The sequence below is a fragment of the Actinomycetospora sp. NBRC 106378 genome (assembly GCF_030269685.1).
Classification (GTDB): Bacteria; Actinomycetota; Actinomycetes; order Mycobacteriales; family Pseudonocardiaceae; genus Actinomycetospora.
In genome coordinates, this window is sequence record NZ_BSTT01000005.1 from 358,135 (window position 1) to 376,621 (window position 18,487).

13 protein-coding genes and 1 pseudogene are annotated in these 18,487 nt (G+C 73.5%); all 14 read left to right on the forward strand.

All coding sequences use genetic code 11. The features are described 5' to 3' along the window. The first annotated feature begins 18 nt into the window (after positions 1-18). The 14 genes and pseudogenes from pgeF (at position 19) to dnaE (ending at position 18,230) form a co-directional block, all read left to right on the forward strand. The gene (gene pgeF, locus QSK00_RS14975; protein WP_285591873.1) at positions 19-729 is read left to right on the forward strand and encodes a peptidoglycan editing factor PgeF; all 711 of its coding nucleotides are present in this window, start codon (positions 19-21) and stop codon (positions 727-729) included. Beyond that, positions 726-1,445 carry a YggS family pyridoxal phosphate-dependent enzyme gene (locus QSK00_RS14980; protein WP_285591874.1) on the forward strand — a complete coding sequence of 240 codons (720 nt, stop codon included), beginning with the start codon at positions 726-728 and terminating at the stop codon, positions 1,443-1,445. The genes pgeF and QSK00_RS14980 overlap by 4 nt, the downstream gene beginning before the upstream one ends. Before the next feature lie 706 nt (positions 1,446-2,151). Then, positions 2,152-2,505, forward strand: a pseudogene (locus QSK00_RS14985) (cell division protein SepF); the annotation flags it as partial. A gap of 385 nt (positions 2,506-2,890) precedes the next feature. Then, positions 2,891-3,829 carry a DivIVA-like cell division protein Wag31 gene (gene wag31, locus QSK00_RS14990; RefSeq protein WP_285591875.1) on the forward strand — a complete coding sequence of 313 codons (939 nt, stop codon included), beginning with the start codon at positions 2,891-2,893 and terminating at the stop codon, positions 3,827-3,829. 71 nt (positions 3,830-3,900) lie between these two features. Further along, a complete protein-coding gene (locus QSK00_RS14995; RefSeq protein ID WP_285591876.1) occupies positions 3,901-5,760 on the forward strand; it encodes a hypothetical protein in 1,860 nt (619 codons plus the stop codon). Positions 5,761-5,800: 40 nt separating this feature from the next. Next, positions 5,801-6,610 carry a class I SAM-dependent methyltransferase gene (locus QSK00_RS15000; protein WP_285591877.1) on the forward strand — a complete coding sequence of 270 codons (810 nt, stop codon included), beginning with the start codon at positions 5,801-5,803 and terminating at the stop codon, positions 6,608-6,610. 86 nt (positions 6,611-6,696) lie between these two features. Beyond that, positions 6,697-8,184, forward strand: a complete 1,488-nt coding sequence (locus QSK00_RS15005) for a potassium/proton antiporter (protein ID WP_285591878.1) — start codon at positions 6,697-6,699, stop codon at positions 8,182-8,184. Positions 8,185-8,251: 67 nt separating this feature from the next. Next, positions 8,252-8,917 carry a signal peptidase II gene (lspA, locus tag QSK00_RS15010; RefSeq protein WP_285591879.1) on the forward strand — a complete coding sequence of 222 codons (666 nt, stop codon included), beginning with the start codon at positions 8,252-8,254 and terminating at the stop codon, positions 8,915-8,917. After that, a complete protein-coding gene (locus tag QSK00_RS15015) occupies positions 8,914-9,849 on the forward strand; it encodes an RluA family pseudouridine synthase (RefSeq protein WP_285591880.1) in 936 nt (311 codons plus the stop codon). The genes lspA and QSK00_RS15015 overlap by 4 nt, the downstream gene beginning before the upstream one ends. An 86-nt stretch (positions 9,850-9,935) precedes the next feature. Beyond that, entirely contained in the window at positions 9,936-10,622 is a 687-nt protein-coding gene (locus tag QSK00_RS15020) for a hypothetical protein (protein ID WP_285591881.1), read from the forward strand. A gap of 169 nt (positions 10,623-10,791) precedes the next feature. Continuing rightward, positions 10,792-12,066 carry an NAD(P)/FAD-dependent oxidoreductase gene (locus QSK00_RS15025; RefSeq protein WP_285591882.1) on the forward strand — a complete coding sequence of 425 codons (1,275 nt, stop codon included), beginning with the start codon at positions 10,792-10,794 and terminating at the stop codon, positions 12,064-12,066. Positions 12,067-12,172: 106 nt separating this feature from the next. Then, entirely contained in the window at positions 12,173-13,150 is a 978-nt protein-coding gene (locus QSK00_RS15030; protein ID WP_285591883.1) for a malate dehydrogenase, read from the forward strand. Between the two features lie 52 nt (positions 13,151-13,202). Continuing rightward, positions 13,203-14,045, forward strand: a complete 843-nt coding sequence (gene dapA, locus QSK00_RS15035) for a 4-hydroxy-tetrahydrodipicolinate synthase (protein ID WP_285591884.1) — start codon at positions 13,203-13,205, stop codon at positions 14,043-14,045. Between the two features lie 642 nt (positions 14,046-14,687). After that, complete coding sequence (gene dnaE / locus QSK00_RS15040; protein ID WP_285591885.1) at positions 14,688-18,230, forward strand: DNA polymerase III subunit alpha; 3,543 nt, start codon at positions 14,688-14,690, stop codon at positions 18,228-18,230. Positions 18,231-18,487 lie beyond the last annotated feature (257 nt).

Consider the following 18,487-nt stretch of genomic DNA (forward strand, 5'->3'; position numbering starts at 1 on the left):
CCTGGGACCATGGGTGGCGTGCGGGTACGTCGTGTGCTGACCACGCGTGCGGGCGGCCGGTCGAGGCCCCCGTACGACTCCTTCAATCTCGGTGACCACGTCGGGGACGACCCGGCGGCGGTCGCCGCCAACCGCGAGCGCCTGGCCCGGGGGATCGGGCTGGACGCGGCGCGGGTCGCGTGGATGAACCAGGTCCACGGGACCGACGTGGCGGTCGTGGAGGGCCCGCAGGACGCGGTCCCGACGGCGGACGTGCTCGTGACCGAGGAGCCGCGCCTCGCACTCGCCGTCGTCGTGGCCGACTGCGTGCCGGTCCTGCTGGCCGACGCCGAGGCCGGCATCGTCGCGGCGGCCCACGCGGGCCGCACCGGAGCGGCCGCGGGCGTCCTGCCCGCCGCCCTCGCGACGATGGAGAAGCTCGGCGCCGAGCGGGAGCGCGTCGACGTCCTGCTCGGTCCGAGCGTGTGCGGGCAGTGCTACGAGGTGCCCGAGGCGATGCGCGACGAGGTCGACGCCGCCCTGCCAGGGAGCGCGGGCACCACCCGGATCGGCACGCCGTCGCTGGACCTGCGGGCGGGGCTCGTGCGGCAGCTGCGCGGCGAGGGCGTCACCGCGGTGGACGCCGACTCCCGGTGCACGCTCGAGGACGACCAGCTCTTCAGCCACCGTCGTGCGCGGCCCACCGGGCGGCTGGCCGGGGTGATCTGGTGGGAGTACGACCGCCGGTGACACCCGATGCCCGCCGCGAGACGCTCCGGGCCGCCCTCGCCGACGTCCGGGCCCGGATCGACGCCGCGGCCCGGGACGCCGGACGCGATCCCGCGGAGGTGGAGCTCCTCGCGGTCACGAAGACCTGGCCCGCCTCGGACGTCGCCCTCCTGACCGACCTCGGGCTCGCCGAGTTCGGGGAGAACAAGGAGCAGGAGGGCGCGGCCAAGGCCGAGGAGCTCACGGCGCTGCGCCCCGACGCCGTCGCGCGGTGGCGGATCGTGGGGCGCCTGCAGCGCAACAAGGCCCGCTCCCTCGCCCGCTGGGCGCACGCCGTGGACTCGGTCGACTCGCCGCGCCTCGCCGACGCGCTGGACCGCGCGGCGGGCGCTGCCCTGGACGCGGGGGAGCGCTCCGGTCCGCTGCACGTGCTCGTCCAGGTGAGCCTCGACGGGGCCGAGGGCCGGGGCGGGGTGGACGTGGACCACGTGCAGGCGCTGGCCGAGCGTGTCGACGCGTTGGCCCATCTGTCCCTCGACGGCGTGATGACGGTGGCTCCGCGCGACGCCGACCCCGCCGAGGCGTTCGGCACGTTTGCCGCGGTCGCCGAGCGGGTGCGGTGCGCGTTCCCGCACGCGAGGACCCTCTCAGCAGGCATGTCGGGCGATCTCGAGGCCGCGATCGAGCACGGTTCGACGTGTGTGCGTGTCGGTACGGCTCTCCTCGGCACCCGGTAGCTAGCGTTCCGTGTGAGTGAATGACACGGATGTAAGTCGGCTGTCTCGCGGGTCGGTCGGCGGTGAAGGGGAGAGGGCTGCCATGACCGCACTGCACCGCGTGAAGGCGTACTTCGGCATGGTGCCCGCGGACGAGTTGGACGCCTACGACGGGTACGGCGACCACGATCCGTACGGCGACCGCCTCTCCCGGGCCGGGGAGCGCTACGACGGCCACGCCGGCGACCGCTACGGCCGCCGGCGCGAGTCGGACCGTTACGAGTCCGACCGCTTCGAGGAGCGCCGTGACTCCCGCGACTCCCGCGACTCCTACGAGGACCGCTACGAGTCCGACCGGTACGACGACCGCTTCTCCTCCGAGCGCTACGAGCGGCGGTCCGCCCCCGAGCGCGACCGGCCGCTGTCCGACGACCGGGCCCGCGCCCCGCGGCCCCGGGACCCCGAGTCCGAGGGGCGCGCCGAGCGCGACCTCCCGCGGCTCGCCGCCGACGACCGGACGACGTCCGGTGACCGTGACGAGGAGGCCGACGTGTCCGTCCGCTCGAACGCCCGTGGTCGGAGCTGGGAGCAGAACACCGGCCCGAACCACACCTCGCGGTCCCGCGGCGGCGCCCTCGCCGCCGTCGGCAGCTCCTCGTCGGGGACCCCCGGCTCGCTCTCGGGGTCGCTCGCGGCCGGGTCCGCCACCGAGGCGCTGCGCGCGTCCGGCGCGGCCGCCCTGGCGCTCTCCGAGGAGCCGGTCCGCCCGGTCCGTGCCGTCGAGGCGCCGCCGGCGAAGGCCCCCGACACCCCTGCCGTCCCGGAGATCACCACGCTGCGGCCCACCAGCTACAACGAGGCCCGGGTGATCGGCGAGCGCTACCGGGACGGCATTCCGGTGATCATGAACCTCACCGAGATGGACGACGCCGCGGCGAAGCGCCTCGTCGACTTCGCGGCGGGTCTGGCCTTCGCGCTGCGGGGCTCGATCGAGAAGGTCACCAACCGCGTGTTCCTTCTCTCACCGCCCAACGTCGAGGTCTCCGCGACCGAGCGGCGCAAGTTCGCCGAGACGTCCTGACCCGCTGTTCCTGAGCTGAATCTGAGAGCGGGCAAGCCCTCCGCGGGCGATTGCGGTGGGTGGTCGGACGGGGGCGGTGAGCGTCCGTCCGGCCCAGTGCTGCCGCGTGGAGCAGGGGAAGTCCCGTGGCTACGGCCGGTCGACATCGGTGAGCGGTCCCGCACCGTCCGGCCGATCGCTCTCTGGCGTGTCGCGAGGTACGCGTGTGGGTGGCCTGTCCATGATCCGTGGCACTGAGTCACCGATCGGGCGTCGTTCGCAGCGCATCCCTGGACCCGTCCACTATGGTTCACCTGCTCGCAGAGGTCATACTCTGCGTGTCGCGGAGCTCGAAGAGCCCGAGGTACCTGGGGTTCCGCAGCCGAGGAGTGCTTGAGGAGATCCGATGCCGCTGACCCCTGCCGACGTCCACAACGTCGCGTTCAGCAAGCCGCCGATCGGCAAGAGGGGCTACAACGAGGACGAGGTCGACGCGTTCCTCGACCTCGTGGAGGCCGAGCTCGGGCGCCTGCTGGAGGAGAACAACGATCTCCGCGAGCAGGTCGAACAGCTCGAGCAGCAGCTCTCGAGTGCCCACGCCGATCTGGACGATGCCCGTAGCAAGGCCGCGCAGGCCCCGTCCCAGCAGAGCGGACCGTCGCAGCCGCCCGCGCCGGCGACCACGATGGTCCAGCCGCCGCAGCAGCGACCCGTCGAGGACGCGCCGCGCACGGTCCAGCAGCCGATGCCCGTGGCCCAGCCCGTGCAGCAGCAGCAGCAGTCGATCGTGCCGCCGCCCTTCGGCGCCGAGCCCTCGCCCATGGGCGGGGGTGACCACCACGTCCAGGCCGCGAAGGTCCTGGGCCTCGCCCAGGAGATGGCCGACCGGCTGACCGCCGAGGCCAAGTCCGAGGCCGACGGCATGCTCTCCGACGCCCGGACCAAGTCCGAGCAGCTGCTCTCCGAGGCCCGCACGAAGTCCGACAGCATGGTCAACGAGGCGCGCAGCCGCGCCGAGACGATGCTGAACGACGCGCGGACCCGCGCGGAGACGCTGGAGCGGCAGGCCCGCGACAAGGCCTCGACGCTCGAGCGGGACGCGCAGCGCAAGCACAACGAGACGATCACCCTGATCGAGCAGCAGAAGAGCGGCCTCGAGAAGAAGATCGACGAGCTGCGCACCTTCGAGCGGGAGTACCGCACGCGGCTCAAGACGTACCTGGAGTCCCAGCTGCGTGACCTCGAGGGTCGTGGGTCGGCGGCGCCGGCCGACGGGTCGAGCCGCAACGGTTCCGGGGGATACGCCACCAGCGGTTACGGCTCCCGGGCCGAAGCCGGCAGCTGAGTCGGGCGAGCCGTTCGGGGCAGGGGAAGGCTTCCGATCGGTGACCCGACCCGCCCGTTGAGGGGTCGATCGTGCTACTGCTCGTCCTGGTCTGCGTCGTCGTGGCGTTCGCCCTGCTCGTGCTCGCCGTGGTCTCGGCCACGGCGGCCTGGGCGTGGGGCTCCGTCGCGGCGAGCGCGGTGGCCGCGGCCCTGCTGATCGCCGACGTCCTGCGGCGGCGTCGAGCGAGGTCGGCGGCGCCCGCCCCGGTCGGTGCGCCCGGCGGTCCCGGTGCACCGGGGCAGGAGCCCTGGGCGCAGCAGCAGCCCGGACCGTCGTCGTCGGCGCCTCTCGCCGCCCCGGGCGGTTCCGGACCGGCGCCGCAGGACGGTCCCGGTAGCCGGCCGTTCACCGGCGCGCCGCAGGGCGGGGCGCCGCAGCAGGGGCCGGCCGGGCGGCCGCCCATGCCGCCGCCCCCCGCTCGACCCCGTGGGATTCCGCGGGGGCTGCGGGCCTCGGCGTCGGGTCGTCTCGGGCACGACCCGTCCCGCGTGCCCAACGCCCCCGAGGGCTCCCGTTTCCTGGGGCTCGTGCCGCTGCCCAACACACCCGCCGCCGGGCCCGGTGCCCGTCCGGGCGGGATGCCGCCGCAGGGTCCGCCCGGACCGCCGCGCGGACCGCAGGGACCGGGCCGCCCCGCGGACCCGCCACCGGCCGCGCCGGGATCGGCGCCGCGTGACACGGGGGAGCACGCTCCCGACACGGCGGCCGCCGACACCGCGGTCCGACGTCCCGCCGCGGACGAGGGGGCCACCCGCGCCGACGGCCAGGGACTCACCGCCGCCACAGTGGCAGCCGGCGTGGGTGCCGCGGCGGCCACCTCGTCGACCACGCACGAGCCCGAGGACGAGCAGGACGCCACCAACCGGATGTCCGCCGATGCGCTCGAGCGCGCCCGGCGCGAGGCGCCGCGTCGTCCGGACGATCGTCCCGACGCCGGGGCGGACACGACGAGCACCGTCTCCCGTCCCGGCGACGCGCAAGACGCTCCCGTCCGGGCCGCGGAGCCGCAGGTCCCGCGCGGCCCGGAGGCTCCGGCCGCCTTCGCGGCCGGTACCGCGGTGCAGGACGGGCGCCCTGGACATCCCGACGACGCGCGTCGCGCGCCCGAGGGTCCGGCCGGCCAGACGCCCGGCGGCGCCGAGCGCCAGGGACCCGGCCAGCCGCCGTACGGACGGCCGCCGCAGCAGGAGACGTTCGGGTCGGGCGCCCAGCAGGGGCGTGCCGCCCAGCAGGGCCAGGGATTCCCGGGTCAGCAGGCGCCGCAGGGCCAGCAGGCGCCGCAGGGCCAGCAGGCGCCGCAGGGCCAGCAGCCGGGCCAGAGCCAGATGCCGCAGGGTCAGGGGCCGCAGGGTCAGGGGCCGCAGGGTCAGGGGCCGCAGCAGCCGGCTCAGACCCGGCTCGGCGACGGCCCGCCACCGCAGGTCCCCACCGACGGCGACGCCGACGTGACCGCCACGCAGGCCCCGGCGGCCCAGTCGCCCGCCCAGTCCCTGCCGCCGCAGGGTCGTGAGACGCCCGACCACGGGGCGAACGGCGCCAACGGGGTCGCCGGCGAGCACGCCGGGGGCAACGGGAACGGCAACGGCCACGCTCGCCAGGCGCCGCCGTCGACGCCTCCTCCCATGACACCGCCGCCCGCCCGGGCGCCGGAGCCCGACGACGAGCAGCCCGACCGGACGAGCCTCGACGTCGTCGTCGCCCGGGTCGACGAGGTCCTCGTGATCGACGAGGAGCCGCGCTTCCACCTCGGACGCTGCGGCTACCTCTTCGGTCGCGAGGTGATCCCGCTGCCGGTGTCCGAGGCCATCGAACTCGGCTTCACCGGGTGCTCGTGGTGCACCCCGGTGCGGTCGCTCGCCGAGCAGCACGGGGCGGACAGCCGCCGCTGAGGTGGCGCGGGTCGGGCCCGCCCGTGATCAGATGGTCACCGTGGAGACCCCGACCGGCACGCAGCCCGACACCGCCGCCGCGCGCTGGGCCGCCCTGATGGCGGCCCGCGCGGTCCCGGACGAGATCCTCGCCCACGCCCCGGCCAGCCCCTACCGGCAGGACCCGGAGCGGTTCCGGCCCGCGGCCGACCCGCCGGAGACCCCGTCCCGGCGGGCGGCGGTCGCGGTCCTCGCCGCGTCGACCGACCGCACCGTGCTCGACGTCGGGTGCGGAGCGGGCGCGGCGTCGCTCGCGCTGGTCGGCGAGGCGCGGCACGTGGTCGGCGTGGACCCGGCCTCCGACATGCTCGCGGCCTTCGTCGGGGCCTGCCTGGAGTGGGGGATGCCCTACCAGGGCGTGCTCGGCTCGTGGCCCGAGGCGCTGGCCGACAGCGGCACCGCCGACCTCGTGCTCTGCCATCACGTCGGGTACGACACCGACGACCTCGCCGCCTTCGCCGCCGGACTGGGCGCCGCGGCCCGCGGCGGCGTCGTGATGGAGCTCCACGCGCATCACCCGCAGGCCTGGCTGGATCCGTTCTGGGAGCGCTTCCACGGCGTCCGCCGCCCCGCGCCGCCGAGCGCGGACGACGCGCTCGCGGTGCTCACCGAGCTCGGCATCGAGCCGGAGGTGGAGCGCTGGACCGCCGGCCCGCGCCCGGTGGAGGCCCCCGACGTCCGGGCCGCCCGCGTCACCCGACGGCTCTGCCTGCCGCCGGAGCGGGTCGGCGAGGTCGCGGAGGCGCTCGCCACCCACGACGGCCCGACGGCGCCGCCCGCCGGGCGTGTGACGTTCAGCTGGCGCACCTGACGTCGGACGCGCCGGGTCGCGGACGCGCACGACGCTAGGATCGCCCTCCAGGTCGGGGTGATCGACGAGGGGGAGGTCCGCGGCGCGTGGACCGGCTGCCGCTGCTGCTCGGGATCGGCTCCGCCGTCGTGCTGCTCGCGGTCGTCGCCGTCCGGTTCTCCAGCCGGCTGGGCCTGCCCTCCCTGCTGCTCTACCTCGGCATCGGCGTGCTCCTCGGCGAGGCCGGGCTCGGCATCCGCTTCGACGACGCCGAGCTCACGCAGGCCCTCGGGGTCGCCGCGCTCGTCCTGATCCTGGCCGACGGCGGTCTCTCGACCCGCTGGTCGACCGTCCGCCCGGCGCTCGGGCTGGGGATCGCGCTCTCGACGATCTCGGTGGTCGTCAGCATCGCCGCGACCGGCTTCGCCCTGCACTGGCTGCTCGGGCTCGACCTGCGGGTCGGGTTCCTGTGGGGGGCGGTGCTCTCCTCCACCGACGCGGCCGCGGTGTTCAGCGTGCTGCGGGGGCTCGGGCTCGGCGGCCGGCTGGTGGGCGCCCTGGAGCTCGAGTCCGGACTCAACGACGCCCCGGTCTTCATCGCCGTACTGCTGCTCTCCGCCGGCACGGCCCTCTCGTGGAGCGACCCGCTGCTCGTCGTCTACGAGCTCGTGCTCGGCGGGGTGCTCGGCGTGCTGATCGGCCGGCTCGGTGCCGCCGGGCTGAAACGGGCCGCGTTGCCGGCGACCGGTCTCTACCCGCTGGCGACGCTCGCGGTGTGCGTCGGGGCGTTCGCGCTGGTGCAGGGCCTGCACGGCTCGGGGCTGCTCGCCTGCTACGTCGCCGCGCTGGTCCTCGGCAACTCCGCACTGCCGCACCGCGAGGGCACCCGCTCGTTCGCCGAGGGACTCGGCTGGCTCGCCCAGATCGGCCTGTTCGTGCTGCTGGGGCTCTACGTCTCCCCGGACCGTCTGCTCGGGGCCCTCGTGCCCGCCGGCATCGCGGCCGCCGTGCTGCTGCTCGTGGCGCGGCCCCTGTCCGTGTTGGCCGCCGCCTCGTGGTTCCGGGTGCCCTGGCAGGAGCAGGTGTTCCTGTCGTGGGCCGGGCTGCGGGGGGCGGTGCCCATCGTGCTGGCGCTCGTCCCGCTGACGGGCGGGTTGCCCGGGGCACGCGAACTGGTCGACGCCGTGTTCGTGCTGGTGGTCGTGCTGACCGTCGTCCAGGGGACGACCCTGCCCGCCGTCGCGAAGGCCCTCGGGCTGGCGAAGCCGCCGGTGCAGGAGATCGAGGTCGACGCCGCGCCGCTGGAGGCGCTGCGGGCGGACCTGCTGCAGATGACCGTGCCGCAGGGGTCGCGGATGCACGGGGTGTACGTCCGGGAGCTGCGGCTGCCCGAGGGGACCGGCCTGTCGTTGGTGGTCCGGCGGGGCGCGAGCTTCACGCCGCAGGCCGACACCCGGCTGCAGGAGGGCGACCAGCTCCTCGTCGTCGCCACCGCGACCGCCCGCGAGGCGGCGGAGCGTCGGCTGCGGGCGGTGGACCGGTCGGGTCGGCTGGCGCGGTGGCGCGGGGACTCCGGCACCCCGACGACCCCGTGATCACCCGGCGGCGCCGACGCGAGGGCCCTCACGGCGAGCACGCCGCGCGACGGGGGAGGATGGGGACATGACCGACGCCAGCGACGGTTCCGCCGCCGCCACGGACGCCGGCGAGCCGGACCGGGCCGCGCCCCCCACCCGCCGTCGGCTGCCGCTCCTGGTCGCCGTCGCGGTGTTCGTGCTCGTCGTCGACCTCGTCACCAAGATCGCGATCGTCGCCACGATGGTCGACGGGCAGCGCATCCCGCTGCTGTTCGGCGACACCGTCAGCCTGGTCCTGGTGCGCAACCCGGGCGCGGCGTTCTCTTTCGCGACCGGCATGACCTGGCTGCTCACGCTGGTGGCCGTCGCCGTCGTGATCGGGATCGCGCGGTTCGCCCGCCGGATGCGCTCCCGGGGCTGGGCCGTCGCGCTCGGGCTGGTGCTCGGCGGGGCGCTCGGCAACCTCATCGACCGCTTCTTCCGCGGGCCGGGGCCGCTGCAGGGTCACGTGGTCGACTTCGTCTCGGTCGGGTGGTGGCCGGTGTTCAACGCCGCCGACTCGGCGATCTGCCTGGGCGGCGCCCTGCTGGTCGGTCTCGCGCTGTGGGGGATCGAGATCGACGGGTCGCGGTCCGGGCGGGAGCGGGTCGGGGCGAGTTCCGGCGGGGCGGGAGACGCAGCGCAGCGGAGCTCGACCCCGGAGGCGGGAGACGCAGCGCAGCGGAGCTCGACCCAGGAGGAGGCCCGATGAGCCTGCGCACCCTGCCGGTCCCCGACGGGCTCGACGGCATGCGGCTCGACGCCGGGCTCTCCCGGATGCTCGGGCTCTCGCGCACCGTCGTGGCCACTCTCGCCGAGGAGGGCGCGGTGCGCCTCGACGGCGCGGCCGCCGGGAAGTCCGACCGTCTCGTCGCGGGCAGCTGGCTCGAGGTCGACCTGCCCGACCCGGAGCGGGACCCGGCCGAGCGGGTCGTCACCGCGCGCGCCGTGGAGGGCCTGGAGGTGCTCCACGAGGACGACGAGATCGTCGTCGTGGACAAGCCGGTCGGGGTGGCCGTGCACCCGAGCCCGGGTTGGACGGGCCCCACCGTGGTCGCCGGCCTGGCCGCGCTCGGCGTCTCGATCGCCACCTCGGGGGCGGCCGAGCGGCAGGGCATCGTGCACCGGCTCGACGCGGGCACCACCGGGGTGATGGTGGTGGCCAAGTCCGAACGCGCCTACTCCGTCCTGAAAACCGCCTTCCGCGAGCGCACCGTCGCCAAGACCTACCTCGCCGTCGTCCAGGGCCATCCCGACCCGAGTGACGGCACCATCGACGCGCCGATCGACCGGCACCCCAAGCACGAGTGGCGCTTCGCGGTGATGACCGACGGCAAACCGTCGGTCACCCACTACCGCACGCTGGAGGCGTTCCCGGCGGCCTCGCTGCTCGAGGTCGAGCTGGAGACCGGCCGCACGCACCAGATCCGGGTGCACTTCTCCGCGCTGCGCCACCCGTGCGTGGGTGACACCGGCTACGGCGCGGACCCGACGCTGTCCAAGCGGCTCGGACTGACCCGCCAGTGGCTGCACGCGCACCGGCTCGGCCTGCACCATCCGGCCGACGGCCGGTGGGTGGAGTTCGTCAGCGAGCCGCCCGCCGACCTCGCCCACGCCCTCGACGTGCTGCGGGCGTCGAACTGAGCGAGTCCCACGACGACGGGGCGGGTCCGGACGACGACCCGGACGAGGACCTGCCGCGGTGGCCGCGGTACGCGATCGGGATCGCGGTGCTGCTCGTCGTCGTGCTGGTCACCGCGTGGGCGGCCGGGACGCAGCGTTCCGGCCCGGACGCGACCGCGGCCGGCCCGGCCGGGTCCACCGACGCCGTCCGGCTCGGCCCCGAACCCGGTGAGGACGTGACCGCCTACCTCGCCCGCGTCGCCGTCGTCCCCGACGCCACGGACCCCACGCCCCGGCTGGCGCTCGTGCAGTTCGACGCCGGCCTGACCCCCGCGGCCGCCGCGGCCGCCGTCGGGAACGCCCCCGCCCTGAGCGCCGTGGTCCGCGTGCCGATCCCGCGGGTGCAGACGGCGTTGCGCGACGTCGACCTGCAGCCCGCGCCGCCGGAGGCGGCGTTCCGCGCCGCGCTGACGACCGCGGCCGGGCAGGCCGGGCAGGACGTGGTCGTCGCCCCCGCCGGAACACGCCGTGCGGCCGTGGCCGCCGCGGAGGCCGCCGCACTCGGGCGTCCGGACTGCGGCTGCCTCGTCGCCGTCGTCGTCCGGGTACCGCCCGCCGACGTGGCCGCCCTGCGGGCGCGGCCCGGGGTCCGGGCGGTGCAGGTGGCGCCGCCGGGGACCGCCCGGACCCGGCTCGCGGTGTCCCCGCTGCTGCCCGACCAGGGGCCCGGGCGGCCCGACGGACCCGTGGTCGGGCCCGTGCCCGACGACGGGTCGGTGCCGCCGACCGGGTGACCCGCGTCGGTGTGCTCGGCGTGAGCGGGGACACGACGTGACGTGCGCGGCAGGAGGCGCCGCCCCACGGTGTGGCGTGACCGTGGACGATGGCGGGTACGTCAGGAGTACCGCGCCGGACCGGTCTGAATCGAACCGATCAGCGCGAAGGGGAGAGGAGCGCAGGGCTATGAGTGCCGCGGCATCGCTGGGGGCGACCGGGACGGACACCCGTCCCCACGTCGTCGTCGTCGGAGCGGGCTTCGCCGGGATCTCCGCCGTGAGGTCGCTGCGCAAGGCGCCCGTGCGGGTCACCCTGATCGACCGGCACAGCTACTCCACCTTCCAGCCCCTGCTCTACCAGGTGGCCACGGGCGCGCTGAACCCCGGCGACATCACCTACGGCGCGCGCTCGTTCGTCTCCGGCGTGGAGCGCAAGACCTCGACCTGGGTGACCTTCCGCAAGGGCGTCGTCACCGAGATCGACCCGGACGCGAAGGTCGTCACGCTCGACGTCGGTCCGGACCTGACCTACGACTACCTGATCCTCGCGAACGGGGTCACGACGAACTACTTCGGCGTGCCCGGGGCCCGGGAGAGCGCGTACCCGATCTACACCCGCGCCGAGGCGCTCGCGGTGCGCGACCGGATGATGGGCTATCTCGACCACATCTCGGCCACCGGCGAGACCGACGGGGCGTCGGTCGTCGTGGTCGGCGGCGGCGCCACGGGCGTCGAGATGGCCGGCACGCTCGCCGAGCTCCGCAACTCGATGCTGCCCGAGCGCTTCCCCGAGCTCGACCCCGACCACGTGAAGGTCATCCTGCTGGAGATGACCGACAAGGTCCTCGGGCCGTTCGACGCCAAGCTGCGCCGGTACGCGGCGAACCAGCTGCGCGAGCGCGGTGTCGAGCTGCGTCTGGGCACCGCCGTCGCCGAGGTGCGGCCCGACCGCGTCGTCCTCAAGGACGGCGAGGAGATCCCGGCGCAGATGACCATCTGGGCCACCGGGGTCGCCGCGCACGACACCGTCAAGAAGTGGGGCCTCACGCAGGGGCGCGGTGGTCGCATCGTCGTCGACTCCCAGCTGCGGGTCCCCGAGCACCCCGAGGTGTTCGTCGCGGGCGACATCGGCGTGATCGACGACAACCCGCTCCCGCAGCTCGCCCAGCCGGCGATCCAGACCGGCGCGCAGGCCGCGAAGAACCTCGTGGCGCTGATCGAGGGCCGCGCGCCCGAGCCCTTCAAGTACTTCGACAAGGGCACGATGGCCACGATCGGTCGCCGCGCCGCGGTCGCCGAGATCGCCCACGGGCCGAAGCTGACCGGCACCATCGCCTGGCTGGCCTGGATGTTCGTCCACATCTTCGCGTTGCTGGGCAACCGCAACCGGATCATGGTCTCGCTGGCCCTGACCTTCCGCTACATCGGCCAGCGGCGCTCGCAGCTCGTCGTCGGCGACTGACCGGGCGGGCGCGGTGGGGTGACGCGCCTCGCCGCGTCGCGCTCGGCCGGACGTGGGAGGCTGGCGGCCCGAACGATCAGGGTCCTCATCCGTCTGGAGACTGAGCATGGCCTCGCCCGTCAACGTCGTCGTCACCGGTGCCGCCGGTCAGATCGGTTACGCGCTGCTCTTCCGCATCGCTTCCGGTCAGCTGCTCGGGGAGGGCCGGCCGGTCCGGCTGAAGCTCCTCGAGATCCCGCAGGCCGTGAAGGCCGCCGAGGGCACCGCGCTCGAGCTGGAGGACGGCGCGTTCGAGCTGCTCGACGGCGTGGACGTCTACGACGACGCGAAGAAGGCCTTCGAGGGCGCGAACGTCGGCCTGCTGGTCGGCGCCCGGCCGCGCACGAAGGGCATGGAGCGCGCCGACCTCCTCGAGGCCAACGGCGGCATCTTCAAGCCCCAGGGCGAGGCGCTCAACGGCGCCGCCGACGACGTGAAGGTCCTCGTCGTGGGCAACCCGGCCAACACGAACGCGCTCATCGCGGCGTCCAACTCGGACGTCCCGTCCGACCGCTTCACGGCGATGACCCGGCTCGACCACAACCGTGGTCTCGCGCAGCTCGCCAACAAGTTCGGCGTGGGCGTCGGCCAGATCTCGAAGTTCACGATCTGGGGGAACCACTCCGCCTCGCAGTACCCCGACGTCTCGAACGTCCTCATCGACGGCAAGCCGGTCGCCGACCAGATCGACCAGGGCTGGCTGACCGACGAGTTCATCCCGCGGGTGGCCAAGCGCGGCGCCGAGATCATCGAGGTGCGCGGCGCCTCGTCGGCGGCCTCCGCTGCCGCCGCCGCGATCGACCACGTGTACACCTGGGTCAACGGCACCCGCGAGGGCGACTGGACCTCCGCCGCGATCGTCTCCGACGGCTCGTACGGCACCCCCGAGGGCCTGGTCTCGTCCTTCCCCGTCACCGCCAAGGACGGGAAGTGGGAGATCGTGCAGGGCCTGGACATCTCGGACTTCTCCCGCGAGCGCATCGACGCCTCGACCGCGGAGCTCGCCGAGGAGCGCGAGGCCGTGAAGAAGCTCGGCCTGGTCTAGGACCGGCCACCCGGTGTCGACGGGCGGCACCCCGACAGGGCAACCTGTCCGGGTGTCGCTCGGAACCGTCCTCACCGCCATCGTCACGCCCTTCGACGAGCAGGGCGCCGTCGACGAGAAGACCTTCGTCGACCTGATGCACCACCTGGCCGCGCACGGCTCCGACGGGATCGTCGTGTGCGGGACCACCGGTGAATCGCCCACGCTGTCGATCGAGGAGCACATGCGCCTCGTGGAGCTGGCGTGCTCCGAGCGCCCGGCCGGCGTCACGATCGTCGGGTCCGCCGGGTCGAACGACACCCGCCACGCCGTCGAGATGACCGAGCGGGCCACCGCCGCGGGCGTCGACGCGATCCTCTCGGTGACGCCGTACTACAACCGCCCGAACCGGCGGGGCCTGGCCGCGCACTACCGCGAGGTCGCGAAGGCCACCGACAAGCCGATCGTGCTCTACAACATCCCGTCACGGGTCTCGCGCGACGTGCCGAACGACGAGTTGGCCGAGCTGGCCCAGATCGAGCACGTCGACTACGTCAAGCAGGCCGCGAACGCGAACCTCGCGAAGGTCGACGGCCTCGGCATCTACGCCGGCAACGACGAGCTGTACGCGCCGGTGCTGGACCTGGGGGAGTGCGGCGTCATCTCGGTCGCCTCGCACGTCTGCGGCGACCTCATGGCCCGGATGGCCCGCGAGCCGGAGAACCGGGCGGAGCTCGAGACGGCGTTCAAGCCGATCCTCGACGCCCTGTCGGTGACGGTGAACCCGATCCCGGTCAAGGCCGCGCTGGCGATGCTCGGCCTGTGCGGCCCGACGCTGCGCCTGCCGCTCGTGGAGGCCTCCGCGGAGGAGGCCGCCGTCGTGCGCGCCGCTCTGGAGGGCGCGGGGCTGCTGTAGCGGTTCCCGACAGCGGGTCCGGGCCGAGGCCGAGGCCGAGGCCGCGGGCGGTCGGGCTGGTCCACGCGGCCGGGCGCGCGGCCGGGCGGCCGGGCGGTCGGGCTGGGCCACGCGGTCGAGCGGCCAGGCGGGCCGCTCCACGGTGCCTTGTCGTGGCCTGTTCCCGGTCTCCTGATGCCTTGTCGTGGTGGTTCACAACGACAGGGCGAGCCGTGTCCGGGCGGAGCCCGCGACAGGTGCCGCTCCGAGCGCTCCATGCTCCCCGGTCGCCCGCTCCGACGCCTCGCCTCGGCGGCCGAGACCGTCGGACCCCTGCGTCACCCTCCCCGTGTCGGATCGACACGAGGGGGATGGCATGCGGCGGATCGTGGACCTGGCCGAGCTGGGGAGGCTCTGGGCGAGCGGGGAGGACCCGTTCCCGGACGAGGACGACGACGAGGACTACGGGCCGATCCCGTGCGACCGCTCGGTGTGCTGTCCGTGCGGCTCGTGCGACGCGCTGGGGCCCCGGGGCGCCGACACGCCGTCCCGGCGCGGTGAGCAGCACCGACGTCCCTCCGCCCGAGTGAGCGCCGAGACTGTCGGACCCGGCAGGTAGCGTGGCGGCGTCCTGACCGGCAGTCCCGCGGGGAGGTTCCTGGCGTGTCCGACGACTCGTTCGTCCACCTCCACACCCATACCGAGTTCTCGATGCTCGACGGGGCGGCGCGGTTGGACGACCTGTTCACCGAGGCCGCCCGCATGGGCATGCCGGCCCTCGCGATGACCGACCACGGCAACACCTACGGCGCCTACGAGTTCTGGAAGAAGTCCAAGGCGCACGGGGTGAAGCCGATCATCGGCATGGAGGGCTACCTCGCGCCCGGCTCCCGCCACGAGCGCAAGCGCGTGTCGCTCGGCCAGAACGTCAACGGCAGCGACAACCCCGACCTCATGTACACCCACATGACGTTGCTGGCGGAGAACACGGAGGGGATGCACAACCTCTTCCGGCTCTCCAGCCTCGCGAGTCTCGAGGGGTACTACTACAAGCCCCGCATGGACCGCGAGCTCCTCGAGCAGTACGGCAAGGGGATCATCGCGACGACGGGCTGCCCGTCGGGCGAGGTGGCGCGCCTGCTCCAGCAGGGCGACCGCGACGGTGCCATGCAGGCCGCGAGCGACTACCGGGACATCTTCGGCCGCGACAACTTCTTCTGCGAGCTGATGGACCACGGCATCGAGATCGAGCGCCGGGTCCGCGACGACCTGTACGACCTCAAGAAGAAGCTGGATCTGCCGGGCCTCGCGACGAACGACCTGCACTACACGTACGCGAAGGACGCGAAGCCGCACGAGGTGCTGCTCTGCGTGCAGACCGGCAAGACGATGAACGACCCGAACCGGTTCCGGTTCGACGCGCAGGACTTCTACCTCAAGTCCGCCGCCGAGATGCGGGCGCAGTGGGACCCGGTGTTCCCCGAGGCCTGCGACAACACCCTGGCCATCGCCGAGCGGGTCGACATCACCTTCACCGAGGGCCGCGACCTGCAGCCGGTCGCGCCGGTGCCCGAGGGGGAGACCGAGGGCAGCTGGCTGGTCAAGGAGGTCGAGCGGGGCCTGCACTGGCGGTTCCCGAACGGCGTCCCGGACAACTACCGCAAGCAGGCCGAGTACGAGGTCTCGGTCATCATGCAGATGGGCTACCCGGGCTACTTCCTGGTGACGGCCGACCTGCTGAACTACGCGCGCTCGGTCAACCTGCGCGTCGGGCCCGGCCGCGGCAGCGCCGCCGGCAGCCTCGTGGCGTACGTCCTGGGGATCACCGACCTCGACCCGATCCACCACAAGCTGATCTTCGAGCGGTTCCTCAACCCCGAGCGCGTCTCCATGCCCGACATCGACATGGACTTCGACGAGCGTCGGCGCGGCGAGATGATCCGCTACGTCACCGAGAAGTACGGCGAGGAGAAGATCGCCCAGATCATCACCTACTCCACGATCAAGGCGAAGGCCGCGATCAAGGACTCCGCGCGCGTGCTCTACGGCCAGCCCGGCTACGCGGTGGCCGACCGCATCACCAAGTCGATGCCGCCCGCGGTGATGGGCAAGGACATCCCGCTGTCCGGGGTGTTCGACCCGAGCCACAAGCGCTACTCCGAGGCCGCCGAGATGCGGGCGCTCTACGAGTCGGACCCGCAGGTCAAGGAGATCGTCGACACCGCCCGCGACCTCGAGGGCCTCAAGCGCCAGTGGGGTGTGCACGCGGCCGGCGTGATCATGTCGAGGGAGAACCTCATCGACGTGATCCCGATCCAGCGCCGCGAGGCCGACGGCGCGATCATCACGCAGTTCGACATGGGGGTCTGCGAGACCCTCGGGCTGCTGAAGATGGACTTCCTCGGCCTGCGCAACCTCACGATCATCGACGACGCGCTGAAGAACATCACGCTGAACGGCAAGGAGCCGCTCGACCTCGACGCCCTCGGGCTCGACGACAAGGCCACCTACGAGCTGCTCTCCCGCGGCGAGACGCTCGGGGTGTTCCAGCTCGACGGCGGCCCGATGCGCGACCTCCTGCGGCGCATGGCCCCCACCGAGTTCGACGACATCTCGGCCGTCGGCGCGCTCTACCGGCCGGGTCCGATGGGCGCGAACGCCCACAACGACTACGCCGACCGCAAGAACGGTCGCCAGGAGGTCACCCCGATCCACCCGGAGCTCGCCGAGCCGCTCAAGGAGGTCCTCGGCGAGACCTACGGGTTGATCGTGTACCAGGAGCAGGTCATGGCGATCGCCCAGGTGCTCGCGGGCTACTCGCTGGGCAAGGCCGACCTGCTGCGCCGCGCGATGGGCAAGAAGAAGAAGGAGATCCTCGACAAGGAGTACGCCGGCTTCGCGCAGGGGATGAAGGACAACGGCTACTCCGCGGCGGCGATCAAGACGCTGTGGGACATCCTGCTGCCCTTCTCCGACTACGCGTTCAACCGCGCGCACTCGGCCGCCTACGGCGTGGTCTCGTACTGGACGGCCTACCTCAAGGCGAACTATCCCGCCGAGTACATGGCGGCGGTGCTCACCAGCGTCCGCGACGACAAGGACAAGGCGGCGATCTACCTCGCCGAGTGCCGGCGCATGGGCATCACGGTGCTGCCGCCCGACGTGAACGACTCGGTGCGCGACTTCGCCCCGGTCGGTGCCGACATCCGCTTCGGTCTCGGCGCGATCCGCAACGTCGGCGCCAACGTGGTCGAGTCGATCGTCGGCAGCCGCCGCGAGAAGGGGAACTTCACCGACTTCTCGGACTTCCTGCGCAAGGTCGAGCAGCAGGTCTGCAACAAGAAGACGGTCGAGTCGCTCATCAAGGCCGGCGCGTTCGACTCGCTGGGGCACCCGCGCAAGGGCCTCGCCCTCGTGCACGCCGAGGCCATCGACGCGGTGATGACCACCAAGCGGGCCGAGGCCGACGGCCAGTTCGACCTCTTCGGCAGCTTCGACGAGCCGGACGACGGCGAGGCCGTCGACACCACGGGCATGTTCGACGTGAAGGTCCCCGACGGCGAGTGGGAGCCGAAGCACCGGCTCGCCCTCGAGCGGGAGATGCTCGGTCTGTACGTGTCCGGGCACCCGCTCAACGGCATCGAGCACGTGCTCGCCAGCCGGGCCGACACCCCGATCACGAAGATCCTCGAGGGCGACGTCCCCGAGGGCGCGTCGATCACGGTGGGCGGCATCCTCGCCAGCGTCACCCGGCGGGTGAACAAGAAGGGCGAGCCCTGGGCGTCGGCCCAGATCGAGGACCTCGCCGGCGGGATCGAGGTGCTGTTCTTCCCCCGGACCTACGCGGCGGTGTCGATCGACGTCTCCGAGGACGCGATCGTGCTGCTCAAGGCCAAGGTCAACAAGCGGGACGACCGCGTCAGCCTGTTCGTGGAGGACCTCGCCGTGCCCGACCTGTCCACCGGCGCCCAGGCCGCGCCACCGGTCCGGGTCACGATCGAGAGCGCCCGGTGCACGCCCGAGCGCGTCGGGAAGTTCAAGGAGGTCCTCGTCGCCCATCCCGGGTCGAGCGAGGTCCATCTGACGCTCCTCGCCGCGAACGGCGCCTCCCACGTGCTCCGGCTCGACGACGGGCTGAAGGTCACCAACTCCAGCGCCCTCATGGGCGACCTCAAGGCGCTGCTCGGCCCGCGCTGCCTCAGCTGACGCCCTGGGCGAGAGTCACGTCAGGCAGGTTCCGGCATCGTCGGACATGCCTGGTGTAGCTCTCGGGGGAGGGTGCGCGGGTCAGGCCCCGGCAGGCCGTCGCGAGTTGCACGTCAGGCAGCCTTCGATGCCTTGGGCTCAGGGGGTCGACGCAACACCTGTGGCTTGTGGGTCGGACAGTAGCTGGGTCATGGCTCGGGCTGGTGATCGCCAGCCGAGGGTCTTGCGGGGTCGGCCGTTGAGTTCGGCCGCGACCG